This window comes from Klebsiella sp. RHBSTW-00215 (assembly GCF_014103785.1).
In the GTDB taxonomy this organism is placed as follows: domain Bacteria; phylum Pseudomonadota; class Gammaproteobacteria; order Enterobacterales; family Enterobacteriaceae; genus Klebsiella.
The window spans coordinates 2,601,343-2,617,927 of the sequence record NZ_JABXQS010000001.1 but is presented as its reverse complement, the minus strand read 5'-3'; the positions used below and the strand labels follow the sequence as shown (position 1 = coordinate 2,617,927).

General features: G+C 52.4%; 12 protein-coding genes. 6 read left to right on the top strand and 6 right to left on the bottom strand.

The window, feature by feature from the left end:
• Positions 1-61 precede the first annotated feature (61 nt).
• Together speE and speD are read left to right on the top strand one after the other, a co-directional pair.
• Positions 62-925, top strand: a complete 864-nt coding sequence (gene speE, locus HV127_RS12415; RefSeq protein WP_182236364.1) for a polyamine aminopropyltransferase — start codon at positions 62-64, stop codon at positions 923-925.
• Positions 926-939: 14 nt separating this feature from the next.
• Entirely contained in the window at positions 940-1,734 is a 795-nt protein-coding gene (gene speD / locus HV127_RS12410; protein WP_181483551.1) for an adenosylmethionine decarboxylase, read from the top strand.
• A gap of 30 nt (positions 1,735-1,764) precedes the next feature.
• On the opposite strand, the gene HV127_RS12405 is transcribed toward speD, so the two are convergent.
• Entirely contained in the window at positions 1,765-2,760 is a 996-nt protein-coding gene (locus HV127_RS12405; RefSeq protein WP_182236362.1) for a LacI family DNA-binding transcriptional regulator, read from the bottom strand.
• Positions 2,761-3,119: 359 nt separating this feature from the next.
• Here HV127_RS12405 and HV127_RS12400 point away from each other — a divergent pair, with 359 nt between their 5' ends.
• Together HV127_RS12400 and HV127_RS12395 are read left to right on the top strand one after the other, a co-directional pair.
• Positions 3,120-4,523: a sugar porter family MFS transporter gene (locus HV127_RS12400; protein ID WP_182236360.1), complete on the top strand. Its 1,404-nt coding sequence runs from the start codon at positions 3,120-3,122 to the stop codon at positions 4,521-4,523.
• Between the two features lie 18 nt (positions 4,524-4,541).
• Positions 4,542-6,593 (top strand): glycoside hydrolase family 36 protein, encoded by a 2,052-nt coding sequence (locus HV127_RS12395; RefSeq protein WP_182236358.1) that lies wholly within the window; start codon positions 4,542-4,544, stop codon positions 6,591-6,593.
• 32 nt (positions 6,594-6,625) lie between these two features.
• On the opposite strand, the gene yacL is transcribed toward HV127_RS12395, so the two are convergent.
• Positions 6,626-6,988, bottom strand: a complete 363-nt coding sequence (gene yacL / locus HV127_RS12390; protein ID WP_110272529.1) for a protein YacL — start codon at positions 6,986-6,988, stop codon at positions 6,626-6,628.
• A gap of 175 nt (positions 6,989-7,163) precedes the next feature.
• Complete coding sequence (gene acnB / locus HV127_RS12385; protein WP_182236356.1) at positions 7,164-9,761, bottom strand: bifunctional aconitate hydratase 2/2-methylisocitrate dehydratase; 2,598 nt, start codon at positions 9,759-9,761, stop codon at positions 7,164-7,166.
• Between the two features lie 355 nt (positions 9,762-10,116).
• On the opposite strand from acnB, the gene HV127_RS12380 reads away from it, so the two are divergent.
• Positions 10,117-11,757: a DUF3300 domain-containing protein gene (locus HV127_RS12380; protein ID WP_182236354.1), complete on the top strand. Its 1,641-nt coding sequence runs from the start codon at positions 10,117-10,119 to the stop codon at positions 11,755-11,757.
• Between the two features lie 10 nt (positions 11,758-11,767).
• Complete coding sequence (locus tag HV127_RS12375) at positions 11,768-12,568, top strand: DUF2950 family protein (protein WP_182236352.1); 801 nt, start codon at positions 11,768-11,770, stop codon at positions 12,566-12,568.
• Between the two features lie 48 nt (positions 12,569-12,616).
• Here HV127_RS12375 and HV127_RS12370 read toward each other — a convergent pair whose 3' ends face one another.
• The 3 genes from HV127_RS12370 to aceF form a co-directional block, all read right to left on the bottom strand.
• Positions 12,617-12,901 carry a hypothetical protein gene (locus tag HV127_RS12370; RefSeq protein WP_182236350.1) on the bottom strand — a complete coding sequence of 95 codons (285 nt, stop codon included), beginning with the start codon at positions 12,899-12,901 and terminating at the stop codon, positions 12,617-12,619.
• A gap of 162 nt (positions 12,902-13,063) precedes the next feature.
• Positions 13,064-14,488: a dihydrolipoyl dehydrogenase gene (gene lpdA, locus HV127_RS12365; RefSeq protein ID WP_110272779.1), complete on the bottom strand. Its 1,425-nt coding sequence runs from the start codon at positions 14,486-14,488 to the stop codon at positions 13,064-13,066.
• 207 nt (positions 14,489-14,695) lie between these two features.
• Complete coding sequence (gene aceF / locus HV127_RS12360; RefSeq protein WP_182236348.1) at positions 14,696-16,582, bottom strand: pyruvate dehydrogenase complex dihydrolipoyllysine-residue acetyltransferase; 1,887 nt, start codon at positions 16,580-16,582, stop codon at positions 14,696-14,698.
• Positions 16,583-16,585: the final 3 nt, after the last annotated feature.

The window sequence follows — 16,585 nt, the reverse complement described above, 5'->3', positions numbered from 1 at the left end:
GCTATGATGTTGCGCTCATTTTTTATGGGTGTAACAGATGTTAACAAAGGAGGATCTGCCTGTGGCCGATAACAATCTGTGGCATGAAACGTTGCACGACCATTTTGGTCAGTATTTCAGCGTTGATAACGTGCTGTATCATGAAAAAACCGATCATCAGGATTTGATCATTTTCGAAAACGCCGCCTTTGGCCGCGTGATGGCACTGGATGGCGTGGTGCAAACCACCGAGCGCGATGAATTTATCTATCATGAAATGATGACCCATGTTCCTCTGATGGCCCACGGCCAGGCGGAACATGTGCTGATTATTGGCGGCGGCGACGGCGCTATGCTGCGTGAGGTCTCCCGTCATCGCAATATCAAAACCATCACCATGGTGGAAATCGATGCTGGAGTCGTTTCATTCTGTCGCCAATATCTCCCTAACCACAACGCAGGCGCATATGACGACCCGCGTTTTACACTGGTTATTGATGATGGCGTCAATTTTGTTAATCAGACGACGCAAACGTTTGACGTTATTATCTCCGATTGCACCGATCCTATTGGTCCTGGTGAGAGCTTATTCACCTCCGCATTTTATGAAGGCTGTAAGCGTTGCCTGAACCCTGGTGGGATCTTCGTTGCTCAGAACGGCGTCTGCTTCTTACAGCAAGATGAAGCTATCGGTAGCCACCGCAAGCTGAGCCATTACTTTAGCGATGTGAGCTTCTACCAGGCGGCGATTCCAACCTATTACGGCGGCATTATGACCTTCGCATGGGCCACGGATAACGAAGCCCTGCGCCACCTCTCCAGTGAAATCATCCAGGCGCGCTTTCATAAATTGAATCTGAAGTGCCGTTATTACAATCCGGCAATTCATGCGGCGGCATTTGCTTTACCGCAATATCTACAGGATGCGCTGTCCACCGTTAAGTAAGGGGGTGATCTAAATTGAAAAAATTGAAGCTGCACGGCTTTAACAACCTGACCAAGAGCCTGAGTTTTTGCATTTATGATATCTGCTACGCGAAAACGGCAGAGGAGCGTGATGGTTACATCGCCTATATCGACGAACTCTATAATGCCAACCGTCTGACTGAAATTTTGTCAGAAACCTGTTCCATTATCGGCGCAAATATTCTTAACATCGCACGCCAGGATTATGAGCCTCAGGGCGCAAGCGTAACGATACTGGTCAGCGAAGAGCCGATTGATCCGCAGCTTATCGATCAAACCGAACACCCAGGTCCGCTGCCGGAAACCGTTGTCGCGCACCTCGATAAAAGCCATATTTGCGTTCATACCTACCCGGAAAGCCACCCTGAAGGTGGATTGTGTACCTTCCGTGCCGATATTGAAGTCTCCACCTGTGGGGTCATCTCGCCGCTAAAGGCCCTGAATTATCTGATTCATCAGCTTGAATCAGACATCGTCACCATCGATTATCGGGTTCGTGGTTTTACCCGCGATGTGAACGGCATGAAGCATTTCATCGATCATGAAATCAACTCCATTCAGAACTTCATGTCTGACGATATTAAGTCCCTGTATGACATGGTGGACGTGAACGTTTATCAGGAAAATATCTTCCACACCAAGATGTTGCTTAAGGAATTCGACCTTAAACATTATATGTTCCACACTAAACCGGAAGATTTAACAGAAGAAGAGCGCAAGGTCATTACCGACCAGCTTTGGAAAGAGATGCGCGAAATTTACTACGCCAGAAATATTCCGACGGTATAAATCTCTGACGGAGCAGGGAAGCTCCGCTTATCAAATATTAACCTGCAGGTCTAACAAAACCGCCCTTGCTTCGTTATTTCCCTCAGTCACCCGCAGCACCGCCTCGCCAAGCTGACGGCCGATCTCTTCATGATCGACGATAAACATGCAGGTTGTCGATGACAGCTTGCCCGAGAAATCACTGCTCGCCGCAGCGCACAGCATTGATTTATCCGTCAGCCCGCAATCAGGCAATGCCGCCAGATAATGACTGGCCCCCATCAAAAGAAAATCGTTGATGAAGATAATAAAATCCGGTTTTTCAGCCTGATGCATAAACTGTCTGGCAGCCTCTTCTCCAGACTGCTCGGTCACCGCGCCAAAAAAGATCAGCCCATCGTCAGGTTGTTGACCCTGCAGATGTAACTCCTGTAAGCACCCATCAAGAAACTGCTGCCCATGCATGCTGTCAGCGCCTAGCGTCGCAATAGCAATACGCTTTGCTCCCTGGCGCAATGCATAGCGAACGCACTGACGCCCCATTTCTTCATGATGAAAATCAACCCAATTAAAATGACCGTTCAGCGCCCGACTTTGTCCCATCGTGACGAAAGGAAACCGCAGATCGTTCAGCAGCAAAATACGCTCATCATCAATACGCGTATCCGTCAGGATGACCACATCAGCACGGTTTTGCTCAATGATTTTTTGCAACAGCAGGTGCTCGCCCTGTCGGTCCGTGGTGATGTGGATAACCGGGTCAATACCGCTCTCTTTAAGACTGGATTGTAACCCTCTGGCAATACGCATAAAGAAGGATGCGGTATGAATATTTCCACCATCGGCGGCAGGCAGCAGCAACGCCACGACACCAACTTTACCGCTACGCAGATAGCGAGCGGAAGCATTTGGCCGATACCCCAGTTTTTCCGCTGCCTCAAGGACCTTTTTACGCGTATGGCTACTGATATCGCTTTTGTTATTCAACGCTTTCGAGACCGTCGCTGTCGAAAGATTCAGAAACTCAGCCAGTTCTTTAATATTCATTTTTCTTTATGGACTAAATTGCTTCAGACAAGGATATTCTTGCCAATCTAAACCATTAATTTTCCGATGACAATAAAAAAGCGTTTTAACACGACATCATAATGTTGCCGAGATCACATTTACGCAGACAAAACCATTGCCATCGATATTTTTCAGATCTAGCATAAATAATACGAAATCGATTAAGTATTTTTATTAGATATCTCTATAGCCTAAATAATCCGAGTTGCATCACGGCGGCAACTAAGCGCATCCCTGGGAACGTACAAATAGTACGTGACCGGGGTAAGCGCAGGCAGCCAACAAAGATGCAGCTTGAAGTATGACGGGTATAAACAAAACTAACAAAGGTAATCCCTATGCAATTAGATAGCCCGCTTCCTGTTGCGGCATCCGTCAATAAAACACGGCCGCAGGTGATCTGGATTTGTCTGCTGGCGGCCCTTGCCGGTTTGTTATTCGGCCTGGATATCGGCGTCATCTCCGGCGCGCTCCCGCTTATCGCCAAAGAATATCATCTGCTTGATAACCAACAAGAATGGATCGTCAGTTCAATGATGGTCGGTGCTGCAGCAGCGACCCTGTGCAGCGGTTTTCTGGCTTATCGCTTAGGACGTAAATATGCCCTGTTAATTGCCGCAGGCTCATTCTGTATCGGTGCCATTATTTGCACCTGTGCCGTCAGCGCGGATATGTTAATCGCCGGGCGCCTGATTCTCGGCATAGGACTCGGGGTCGCATCTTACGCAACGCCTCTGTATCTCTCTGAAATTACGCCAAAAAATATCCGCGGCGCGATGATTTCCGCTTATCAGTTAATGATTGCTCTCGGAATTTTAATCGTCTTTCTGACCAATACCGCGTTTAGCTATAGCGGCAACTGGCGTGGAATGCTGTTGGTTGTGGCTATCCCATCACTGATTTTCCTTTTTGGCGCTTTGTTCCTGCCTCGCAGCCCACGCTGGCTGATGATGCATGGCAGAGAAGAGGATGCCAGAGCCGTATTGCTGCGCCTTCGCAACAGCCGCGAAGAGGTTGAAAGCGAGCTGCGGGAAATTAAAGAACAGCTTAAAGTTAAACAACACGGCTGGCATTTATTTAAAGAAAATAAACACTTTCGCCGTAGCGTCGGATTAGGGGTCGTCCTGCAAATCATGCAACAGTTCTCCGGCGTCAATGTGATGATGTACTACGCGCCACGCATCTTCCACGAAATTGGCTTTAGCTCCACGGCAGACCAAATGTGGGGAACGGTAATCGTTGGCCTGGTGATGACTATCGCTACCTTTATCGCCGTCGGCTTCGTCGACCGTTGGGGACGTAAACCTATGCTGTATATTGGTTTTATCACCATGGGTATTGCGATGAGCGTGGTTGGTTCACTACTGGGCGGTGACGCATTATCGACTCTGGAGAAAGGCGTTACCGTCACCATGTTACTGCTGTTTATCGTCGGTTTTTCTATGTCAGCAGGCCCGTTAATCTGGTTATTGTGCTCCGAAATTCAGCCATTAAAAGGGCGTGAATTTGGTATTACCTGTTCCACGTTTACCTGCCATATCGCCGGGATGATTGTCAGTGCGACCTTCCTGTCGCTACTCAATACATTAGGTAGCGCTCATACATTCTACTTATATGCTTTATTAAACCTTACAGCCATTATCATTATTTATTTCTTTGTTCCTGAAACAAAAAACATTTCACTAGAAAAAATCGAACAGAATCTAATGGCAGGAAAAAAATTACGCAACATTGGCCGATGATAAAAGGGAGTATCGGACATGAGTTTTATAGAATTTACTGAAGATAATTTGCATATTTCTTTTTCGCTTAATGAAAAACAGCAAATTTATATTAGCCGGTTTTCAACAACCTCGGATTCTGCAGCGCACGGAGAGTTTCCGCTGGTACAGGTACATGCCAGCGGCTACAACCAAAACGATCACCACGCCCGGAAGCATACCGGTAGCGAGCCGGGTTCATCGTTACGCTACCAGTCCCATCATTTTAGCGAAAATAAGCTGGGCAAGAAGCTTGAAATCAGCCTTAGCGGTGAAGCGATCGGCGTATGCTGGCATCTTCAGCATTTTCGCGACACGCACTCAGTGCGAGTCTGGAGCGATGTACGCAATGACTCCCCCGAACACATCGGCCTGGAATATGTCAGCTCCTTAACGCTGTTTGCCATTGACAGCAAGCCGTGGGAAAAAACCACGCTTCTGCACTTACCGCACAATAACTGGTATGGCGAAGCTCAATGGAAGAGCCGCACGCTCCCGGAACTCGGGTTGGATAAGGTAAATCATTTTTCACTCGATCGTCTCTCGATAGAAAACACCGGCACCTGGTCCAGCATCGGTTATTTACCCTGCGCCGCTTTTGAGGATACCTCAGCAGGCACCACGCTACTGTGGCAGATTGAACATAGCGGCTCATGGCAGTGGGAAATTGGCGATTTCCGCGATCGACTCTACTTGCAGGTCAGCGGACCAACCGAGAATGAAAGCCACTGGTGGAAAAATCTTGCACCGGGGGAAACCTTCACCTCCGTGCCGGTCGCCGTTGCGCTGGTCCGGGGGGGATTACAAGAAGCGCTACAGGAAATCACTCGTTATCGGCGAAAAATAGTGCGCCCGTCGGCGGATAACCAGCGGCTCCCGGTGATATTCAATGACTATATGAACTGTTTGTCCGGCGATCCGACCACCGCGAAGCTGCTGCCGTTGATTGACGCCGCCGCAAGAGCGGGATGTGAATACTTTTGTATCGACTGCGGCTGGTACTCTGACGGTGAATGGTGGGATGGGGTCGGCGAATGGCTCCCCGCACCAACGCGCTTCCCTGGAGGGATCCGCGAACCGCTCGATTATATTACCGCCAAAGGCATGAAATCAGGGTTGTGGCTGGAGCTGGAAGTGATGGGAATTGCCTGTCCGCTGGCGCAATCCTTACCTGATGAGTGTTTTTTCCTGCGCCACGGCAAACGGGTCATTGATCACCAGCGCTATCAGCTGGATTTTCGCCACCCTTTAGTGCTGGAGCATGCCGACCGGGTTATTTTCCGCCTGGTCGAGGAGTATGGCATCAGCTATATCAAAATGGATTACAACATCAATGCGGGCAGCGGGACCGACTACGCCGCCGATAGCCCCGGCGACGGATTGCTACAGCACAATAGGGCTTATCTTAGCTGGCTGAAAAACACCATGGCTCGCTACCCGCAACTGGTGATTGAAAACTGCGGCAGCGGCGGATTGCGCATGGATTACGCGCTTTTGCAGCAGCACAGCATTCAATCCGTAACCGATCAGACTGATTACCGCTTAATGGCATCTATCGCCGCCGCGGCAGCCTCGGCGGTCACGCCTGAACAGGCCGCCATTTGGTCTTATCCCTTACGTGAAGGCGACCGTGAAGAAGTGGTGATGAACATGGTTAACAGCATGCTGCTGCGGGTTCATCAAAGCGGGCATCTGGCGGAACTGAGCGAAGAGCGTTTCACATTGGTTCAGGAAGGAATCGCACTGTATAAATCGTTTCGCCAGCAAATCCCCCACCTGGAGCCTTTTTGGCCGCTAGGAATGCCCTCTTTCGCTTCACCATGGCTGGCATTCGGCCTGCGTAACGAAAATGAAGCCTGGCTGGCGGTCTGGCGAATGGAAAGTGAACAGGGCTCAATCACGCTGCCGCTTGATGACGTCTCACAAGCCAGCTGCGTTTACCCGCGCTTTGCCAAAGCGCTCTGTCTGCCTGAATTCAACAAACATGAATTGATGATTTCACTACCGGAGAAACTGACCGCCAGGCTGTTTCATCTTACCTTCACCCACTAAACGAAAACCGCCTCCCGATTGGGAGGCGGTCATCAACGCTGCTGCATGAACTCACGGTATGCGGCAACGACCTGTAAAAAATCCTCAACGCCGCACAGAGAGAGGCTTTCTTCGTCATAATAGCTCATCCCCTCCTCCATCTCATCGCCAGAAAAATCCAGCTGATTAGCGCGGATCATCACTTCTTCACCATCCAGCCATAATGTGTATTCATGACCAGTACGTTGCCAGGATCGTTCACTGCCTTTGACGGTGCGTGCGGCCTGCTCCACTTCATCCAGCAGGGCGAGGTTATCTTTAACCTCTTCATTGAACCAGTGGCCTATCACTTCATGGTCCATCGACATTCGCACCTTTACCACTCCGGTAATATCGCGCAGAAATTCGTAATCCATAGTCTTTTCCTCTGCAAGGGCAATGCGTCACCGCTGCACTGTACCCATAAGGTAATTATCGCAGCAGTAAGAGAGAAAAAAAGCGTAGCGAGCGGAGGGATTGGAAATAAAAATGCCCGGTGATGCAAAGTTCACCGGGCATTGAAGGGTTTATGTACGAAATAGACTTATCACATTACACCGCTGTCTGGAAAATCACGCCGTCCGCTTTTTCCGTGTACTGACCCAACTGATCGAAGTTCAGATAGCGGTAGGTGTCTGCCGCCGTCTTCTCTACCTGCGCAACATAGGTCTGGTACTCTTCCGGCGTCGGCAGCTTACCGATAAGCGCCGCGACTGCCGCCAGCTCAGCTGAGGCCAGGAAGACGTTCGCACCGGTACCTAAACGGTTCGGGAAGTTACGGGTAGAGGTCGAAACGACCGTCGCACCGTCCGCTACCCGCGCCTGGTTACCCATGCACAGGGAGCAACCCGGGATCTCGATACGCGCACCGCTCTTACCAAACACGCTGTAGTAACCTTCTTCGGTCAACTGAGCCGCGTCCATACGGGTTGGCGGAGCCACCCACAGGCGGGTTGGCAGCTGCCCTTTGTGGCTGTCCAGCAGCTTACCGGCAGCACGGAAGTGACCAATGTTGGTCATGCAGGAGCCGATGAACACTTCGTCGATCTTTTCGCCCTGGACGTCAGACAGCAGACGCGCATCGTCCGGATCGTTCGGCGCACACAGGATGGGCTCTTTAATATCAGCCAGATCGATGTCGATCACTGCCGCATATTCGGCATCCGCATCGCCTTCCAGCAGTTCAGGTTCCGCCAGCCATTTTTCCATGCCCTGCACGCGACGTTCCAGCGTACGACGGTCGCCGTAGCCTTCCGCGATCATCCACTTCAGCAGAACGATGTTGGAGGTCAGGTACTCAACAATCGGCTCTTTGTTCAGCTTGATGGTACAGCCCGCAGCGGAACGTTCGGCGGAAGCATCGGTCAGTTCAAACGCCTGTTCGACTTTCAGATCCGGCAGACCTTCGATTTCCAGGATGCGGCCGGAGAAGATGTTTTTCTTGCCTTTCTTCTCAACGGTCAGCAGGCCCTGACGGATCGCATACAGCGGGATCGCGTGCACCAGATCGCGCAGGGTGATACCCGGCTGCATCTTGCCTTTGAAACGAACTAAAACGGATTCCGGCATATCCAGCGGCATCACGCCGGTCGCGGCAGCAAACGCCACCAGACCCGAGCCCGCCGGGAAGGAAATGCCAATCGGGAAACGGGTATGGGAGTCACCGCCGGTACCGACGGTATCCGGCAGCAGCATACGGTTCAGCCAGGAGTGGATAACGCCATCGCCCGGACGCAGCGATACGCCGCCACGATTCATAATGAAGTCCGGCAGCGTGTGGTGTGTGGTGACATCAACCGGCTTCGGATACGCCGCCGTGTGGCAGAAGGACTGCATCACCAGGTCAGACGAGAAGCCCAGGCACGCCAGATCTTTCAGTTCATCTCGGGTCATTGGACCGGTGGTGTCCTGAGAACCGACGGAGGTCATCTTCGGCTCGCAGTAAGCACCCGGACGAATACCGGCCACGCCGCAGGCGCGGCCCACCATTTTCTGCGCCAGAGAGTAACCACGGCTACTTTCCGCAACGTCTTTCGCCTGGCGGAAAACGTCGCTGTGCGGCAGACCCAGCGCCTCACGCGCTTTAGTGGTCAGGCCGCGACCGATAATCAGCGGAATACGGCCACCGGCACGCACTTCGTCGACCAGCACGTCGGTTTTCAGTTCGAAGTTAGCCAGCAGTTCGTTGGTTTCGTGGTTGCGCACTTCACCTTTGAACGGATAAACGTCAATCACGTCACCCATGTTCAGTTTGTTGACGTCCACTTCAATCGGCAGCGCGCCCGCATCTTCCATGGTGTTGAAGAAGATAGGGGCAATTTTACCACCGAGGCACAGACCGCCGCCGCGCTTGTTCGGCACGTTCGGGATATCGTCACCCATAAACCACAGTACCGAGTTGGTGGCGGATTTACGTGATGAACCGGTCCCCACCACATCGCCAACGTAGGCCAGCGGAAAACCTTTCTGCTGTAACGCTTCGATCTGTTTGATCGGGCCAACAACGCCCGGCTGATCCGGGTCGATGCCTTCACGGGCGTTTTTCAGCATCGCCAGAGCGTGCAGCGGGATATCCGGGCGGGACCAGGCATCAGGGGCCGGAGACAGGTCATCGGTGTTGGTTTCGCCGGTGACTTTAAAAACGGTGACGGTGATTTTGTCAGCCAGCTGCGGACGGTTCAGGAACCACTCGGCGTCGGCCCAGGATTGCATGACCTGCTGTGCATATTCATTGCCCGCTTTGGCTTTCTCTTCTACGTCGTAGAAGTTATCGAACATCAGCAGGGTATGGGACAGCGCTTTCGCGGCAATCGGCGCCAGTTTTGCGTCGTCCAGCGCATCAATCAGCGGATGAATGTTGTAACCGCCCTGCATGGTGCCCAGTAGTTCGATGGCTTTTTCAGGGGTCACCAGCGGGGAAGTCGCTTCGCCTTTGGCGATGGCGGCAAGGAATCCGGCTTTAACATAGGCGGCTTCGTCGACGCCCGGCGGTACGCGGTTAATTAACAGGTCTAACAGGAATTCTTCTTCGCCAGCAGGCGGATTCTTCAGCAGCTCAACCAGGCCGGCCATTTGGGTTGCATCTAAGGGTTTTGCAACAATCCCTTCGGCGGCACGCTCAGCTACGTGCTCACGATATTCTTTTAGCACGACGGTATCTCCTCGCTCTCATTGTCATATGCGGTCGGCGATCTCTTCACGCTCCTGTGAGACAGCAGTTTGTAGGGTAAATGCCCGATACCGCGTCGGCAGCATAGCAGGATTTTAGGGAGGTGTTAATCTGTTTACAAAAAAGCAACATTAAAAATTAGCTGAATCGTTAAGGGCAGAATATTGCAGGTTTTCTGTCAGTTTACTGGAATATAAAATTAATTCTGTTACACATCGCTGACCAAAATCCCAACAAAAATCAAAAACGCAAATAGGGTCTCTTTATACTCAGGCAATCCCCCGTATTTCGACAATACTATGTCGAAACGGGCCAACTTCTGTGCCAGGAGTCATCATGACGCTGCCTTTCAAACCCCATGTGCTCGCACTGCTTTGCAGCGCCGGGTTATTAGCCGCCGCGGGTACGCTCTATATTAAAAGCCGGGAACCACAATCCGTTCCCGAACCTCCGGTCGTGGCGCAGGCCGCGCCTGTGCCAGCCGCTGCTCAACCAGTGACGACCACTTATACCCCAGCGCAGATCGATCAGTGGGTGGCGCCAATCGCGCTGTATCCGGACAACCTATTGTCACAGGTGCTGATGGCCTCCACCTACCCAAGCAACGTAATACAGGCGGTGCAGTGGTCGCAGGATAATCCCACCATGAAAGGCGATCCGGCGGTACAGGCGGTGGCCAATCAACCCTGGGATCCCAGCGTAAAATCGCTGGTCGCCTTCCCATCGCTGCTAGCGTTAATGGGAGAAAACCCGCCATGGGTGGAGAATCTGGGTAACGCGTTTCTCGCCCAACCGCAGGATGTGATGGATTCGGTACAGCGCTTGCGCGCTATCGCCCAGCAAACCGGAACGTTGAAATCGACACCGCAGCAGAAAGTCAGTACCAGCGTGAAAAATGTCCCACCACCGCGCGCCCAAACCAAGAATGGGGTAACGGTCGTTTCGACGGCTCCACCGGCTCCGACGGTCATCAAAATTGAATCCGCCGATCCGCAGGTTGTCTATGTTCCCAACTACAATCCAGCCGTCGTTTACGGTACCTGGGCCAACACCGCCTATCCACCGGTCTATTTACCGCCGCCTCCGGGGGAGCAGTTCGCCGATAGCTTCGTCAAAGGTTTTGGTTACAGCCTTGGCGTCGCCACAACGTACGCGCTATTTAGCAACATCGATTGGGATGATGACGATCACCACCATGACGATGACTATCACCATCACGATGATGGCCATCATGACGGCTACTCGCATAACGGTGATAACATCAACATCAATGTAAACAACTTCAATCACATAACGGGACAAAACTTGCCGGGCAATAATGCCAACTGGCAGCATAACCCAGCCTATCGCGGCAATATTCCTTACCCGAATAACACCGTCACGCAGCATTTCCATCAGACCAGTGTTCCTGGCGGGCTTAGCGCCACCCAGCATCCACCGGTCGATCGTAATGAGCAGCGTCAGGCGGCAATGACCCAGTTGCAGCAGCGCACTGGTACCACGGCAACGGCGGGTAATCTGGCAACGCACTCCCCTTCCCGCGACGCGCAGCGCCAGGCCGCCTCACAGCAGCTACACCAGGTCACCCAGCGTAATAACTATCGTGGCTATGACAATACGCCTGCGGTAAAAAATAGCGCCACGCAGCAGCGTCGGGAAGCAGCCAAAAACCAGCTTCAACACCCGACAGCCCAACAGCAGCAGCATCGGGAGACGGTGAAAGCGCAGGTTCAGCCCCCCACTGCGCAGCAACAACAGCGCCGTGAACAGTTCCAGTCTGCAACGCCTGAACAGCGTCAGCAGAAGCTCGGTAACCTGCATGCCAATGCGCTAAGCGGTAACGACAGCCGCTCCCCCTCCTGGCAATCTCAACAAGAGCGAGGGCAACAGAGTCGTCATATCTCAGGTTTAAACAGCGAGCAGCGCAGCGCGGCCAGAGAACATCTTTCCGAACATCGTGAATTGCGTCGCCGCTGAGGATAAGAAGATGAAAAAGCACCTACAAATGACGCTGCTGGCGCTGGTCATGGCACCGATGATGGCTCTGGCACAGCAACAATTCTCCACGCCTGAACAAGCTGCAAGCGCGCTGGCTGAAGCAATCAGTCAGCATGATGAATCTGCGCTGGATACGCTGCTCGGTGACAATTGGCAGCAGTTCTTACCGCCGGACGGCATTGCGCCTGATGCGGTAGACCGTTTTCAGCGCGACTGGCAAGTCAAACATAACGTTGTTCGCCAGGACAATAGCGCGTGGCTGGACGTCGGCCAGGAAGAATGGCGACTGCCCATTCCCATCATCAAGGGCGATGATGGCTGGCATTTTGATATGGCTGCCGCAGAAGATGAAATTCTCACCCGCGCTATTGGCCGCAATGAGCTCTCAGCGATTCAGGCGATGCATGCTTATGTTGATGCCCAACAGGATTTCTATCAGTTAAATCACGCCTGGGCGCAGAAGATTATCAGCAGTGATGGCAAGAAAGATGGCCTCTACTGGCCTGCGACTCCTGGAGAAGCGCCCAGTCCGTTAGGGCCAGCTTTTAGCCCGATAGAACCCGGAGAAGGCTATCACGGCTACCGTTTCCGCATTATTAAAGATGGTGAAAATCAGGGAGTTGCCCTACTGGCATGGCCTGTAGAATGGGGGCAAACTGGTGTAATGAGCTTTATGGTTAACCAAAATGACCAGGTCTGGCAGGCTAACTTAGGTGAGGAAACGCAAAGCAAAGCACAGGCAATCACCGCATTTTCTCCTGATTCAGCCTGGCAGGTCGTCAATCAATAAAAAAATGCCCGGCACGCGATTACGCTGCCGGGCATTACCATCTTTTACTTAGCCCTGATGAGGCATCAGCGACGGATCTCCAGCAAACGGAGGTTTGTTGCTGGTCAGATCGGCTTCATCGGAGCTGATGCTACCGGAATTCGTCGCCCATACTCCTTCGCTGGTTTTTGTCACCTGCTGATGCTGCATATTCAGATTTTGGCCCATGGCCGCAATATGGGTGCTTTCCGTGCCGCCGCTGTTATCTGCCCATGGGATAGAAGCATCTGCTGCACAAGCCATACAGGAAACCAGGGTTGCGGCCAACAGCGTCGTCGTTAAAAGTCGTTTCATCACACACCTCACATATAGTTAACTATCTATAAGTTTATATCGTGATTATTTTTCAAGTATTAATAAGGTATGAAATTTCATTGCCGACGACACAGTTCTAAACATCAGGCATAAAAAAAGCGGCTCACAGAGCCGCTTATCGATTTTGCCTGAAAGAAAAACTTACTTTTTCTTCGCTTTCGCGTTCGGCAGGTCGGTGATGCTACCTTCGAAGACTTCTGCCGCCAGGCCAACGGACTCATGCAGAGTCGGGTGAGCATGGATGGTCAGCGCGATGTCTTCAGCGTCGCAACCCATTTCGATAGCCAGACCGATTTCACCCAGCAGCTCGCCGCCGTTGGTACCGACAATCGCCCCGCCGATAACGCGGTGTGATTCTTTGTCGAAAATCAGTTTGGTCATACCGTCTGCGCAGTCGGAAGCGATAGCACGGCCAGAAGCAGCCCACGGGAAGGTGGCGGTTTCGTAGCTGATGCCTTTCTCTTTCGCTTCTTTCTCAGTCAGACCAACCCAGGCAACTTCTGGCTCAGTGTAGGCGATGGACGGGATCACTTTCGGGTCGAAGTAGTGCTTCATGCCGGAGATAACTTCGGCGGCAACGTGGCCTTCGTGAACACCTTTGTGCGCCAGCATCGGCTGACCAACGATATCGCCGATAGCAAAGATGTGCGGCACGTTGGTACGCAGCTGTTTGTCAACGCGGATAAAGCCACGCTCGTCAACTTCAACGCCTGCCTGGCCGGCATCGAGGTTTTTACCGTTCGGCACGCGACCGATAGCCACCAGTACGGCGTCGTAGCGCTGCGCTTCAGCCGGCGCTTTTTTGCCTTCCATGGAAACGTAGATACCGTCTTCTTTCGCTTCAACGGCAGTGACTTTGGTTTCCAGCATCAGGTTGAACTTCTTGCTAATGCGCTTGGTGAAGACTTTTACCACGTCTTTATCGGCAGCCGGGATCACCTGGTCGAACATTTCAACCACGTCAATCTCTGAACCCAGCGCATGGTACACGGTACCCATTTCCAGACCGATAATACCGCCACCCATAACCAGCAGGCGTTTTGGTACAGTTTTCAGTTCCAGAGCGTCGGTGGAATCCCATACGCGCGGGTCTTCATGCGGAATGAACGGCAGTTCAATCGGACGGGAACCCGCCGCAATGATCGCGTTGTCAAAGTTGATCACGGTTTTGCCGTTTTCGCCTTCGACTTCCAGGGTGTTAGCACCGGTAAATTTACCCAGACCGTTAACCACTTTCACTTTACGGCCTTTGGCCATACCAGCCAGACCACCGGTCAGTTGAGTGATAACTTTTTCTTTCCAGGTACGAATTTTATCGATGTCAGTTTTCGGCTCACCAAAAACGATGCCGTGTTCGGCCAGCGCTTTCGCTTCTTCGATAACTTTCGCAACGTGCAGCAGTGCTTTAGAAGGGATACAGCCGACGTTCAGACAAACACCGCCCAGGGTGTTGTAACGTTCTACGATTACGGTTTCCAGACCTAAATCAGCGCAACGGAAGGCAGCAGAATAACCTGCGGGGCCTGCCCCAAGTACCACGACCTGAGTTTTGATTTCAGTACTCATCATGACCTCTGTAATTTGTATCCGGCGGGTCTGACGCTATTGTTTTTACGCCCATGTCCACCGGGACGTTCTATCCGCAAGCATTTTACAAAATTGTTAACAATTTTGAAACAACAAACGGCAAACGATTTTGTCCTTTATTGCTGGTAACTTCAAAACGCAGAAGAGATTACCAGAAAAAAGCCGGCCGTCAGGCCGGCTTTTCGCTTACATCACCAGGCGGCGAATATCGCTCAGGGTGTTGTTGATGATGGTAATAAAGCGCGCACCATCAGCACCGTCGATAACGCGGTGGTCGAAGGACAGAGAGATCGGCATCATCAGACGCGGAACAAACTCTTTACCATTCCACACCGGTTCCATCGCGGATTTAGACACACCGAGGATAGCCACTTCCGGCGCGTTCACAATCGGTGCGAAATGGGTGGTACCCAGGCCGCCGATGCTGGAGATAGTGAAGCAACCGCCCTGCATTTCGCCAGCAGTCAGCTTACCATCACGCGCTTTCTTGGAGATCACGGTCAGTTCGCGAGACAGTTCGGTAATGCTCTTCTTGTTCACGTCTTTAAAGACCGGAACAACCAGACCATTCGGGGTATCAACCGCCACACCGATGTTGATGTATTTCTTCAGCGTCAGGCGCTGCGCATCTTCAGACAGCGAGCTGTTGAAGCGCGGCATCTGCTCAAGCGCAGCGGCAACGGCTTTCATGATGAAGACTACTGGAGTGAATTTCACATCCAGTTTGCGCTTCTCAGCTTCGGCGTTCTGCTGTTTACGGAACGCTTCCAGATCGGTGATATCGGTTTTGTCGAAGTGAGTAACGTGCGGGATCATCACCCAGTTACGGCTCAGGTTAGCGCCAGAGATTTTCTGGATGCGACCCAGTTCCACTTCTTCGATTTCACCAAACTTGCTGAAGTCCACTTTCGGCCATGGCAGCATGCCCGGGATACCGCCGCCGGTGGCAGCAGCCGGTGCAGCTTCAGCGCGTTTAACCGCTTCTTTCACGTAAGCCTGAACGTCTTCGCGCAGGATACGGCCTTTACGACCAGAACCTTTCACTTTCGCCAGGTTAACGCCAAATTCGCGCGCCAGGCGGCGAATCAGCGGAGTTGCGTGAACGTAAGCGTCGTTTTCAGCAAACTCAGATTTGCCTTCCGCTTTTACCGCAGGGGCAGCAGCAGGTTTAGCGGCCTGAGCAGGTGCAGCAGTCGGTGCCGGTGCAGCAGCCGGTGCTGCGGCAGGCGCAGCGCCTTCCACTTCGAAGACCATGATCAGGGAGCCGGTAGACACTTTGTCGCCAGTGCTGATTTTGATCTCTTTCACGGTGCCCGCGAACGGTGCCGGAACTTCCATCGAAGCTTTGTCGCCTTCAACGGTGATCAGTGACTGCTCAGCGGCAATTTTATCGCCCACTTTAACCATCACTTCAGTGACTTCAACTTCGTCGCCGCCGATATCCGGAACGTTAACTTCTTTAGACCCGGAAGCCGCCGGTGCAGCCGCTGCCGGAGCAGCTTCCGCTTTCGCCGGAGCCGCAGCAGGTGCGCTACCCGCCACTTCGAAGACCATAATCAGGGAGCCGGTAGATACCTTGTCGCCAGTGCTGATTTTGATCTCTTTCACAGTACCTGCGAACGGTGCCGGGACTTCCATAGACGCTTTGTCGCCTTCTACGGTGATCAATGACTGCTCAGCCGCAACGGTGTCGCCCACTTTGACCATGATCTCGGTAACTTCAACTTCGTCGCCGCCGATATCCGGAACGTGTACGTCTTTAGCCGCTGCTGCCGCTGGCGCTGCTGCCGGAGCCGCTTCTTTCTTCTCTTCCTGCGCAGGTGCAGCGGCTGCTGCACCATCGGCGGAATCGAAAATCATGATCAGTTTGCCGGTCTCAGTTTTGTCGCCAACAGAGACTTTGATCTCTTTAACAACGCCAGCCTGAGGAGACGGAACTTCCATAGAGGCTTTGTCGCCTTCTACGGTGATCAGCGACTGTTCAGCTTCAACTTTGTCGCCCACTTTGACCAGGATCTCGGTGATTTCAACTTCATCAGCCCCGATGTCCGGTACATTGATTTCGATAGCCATTAT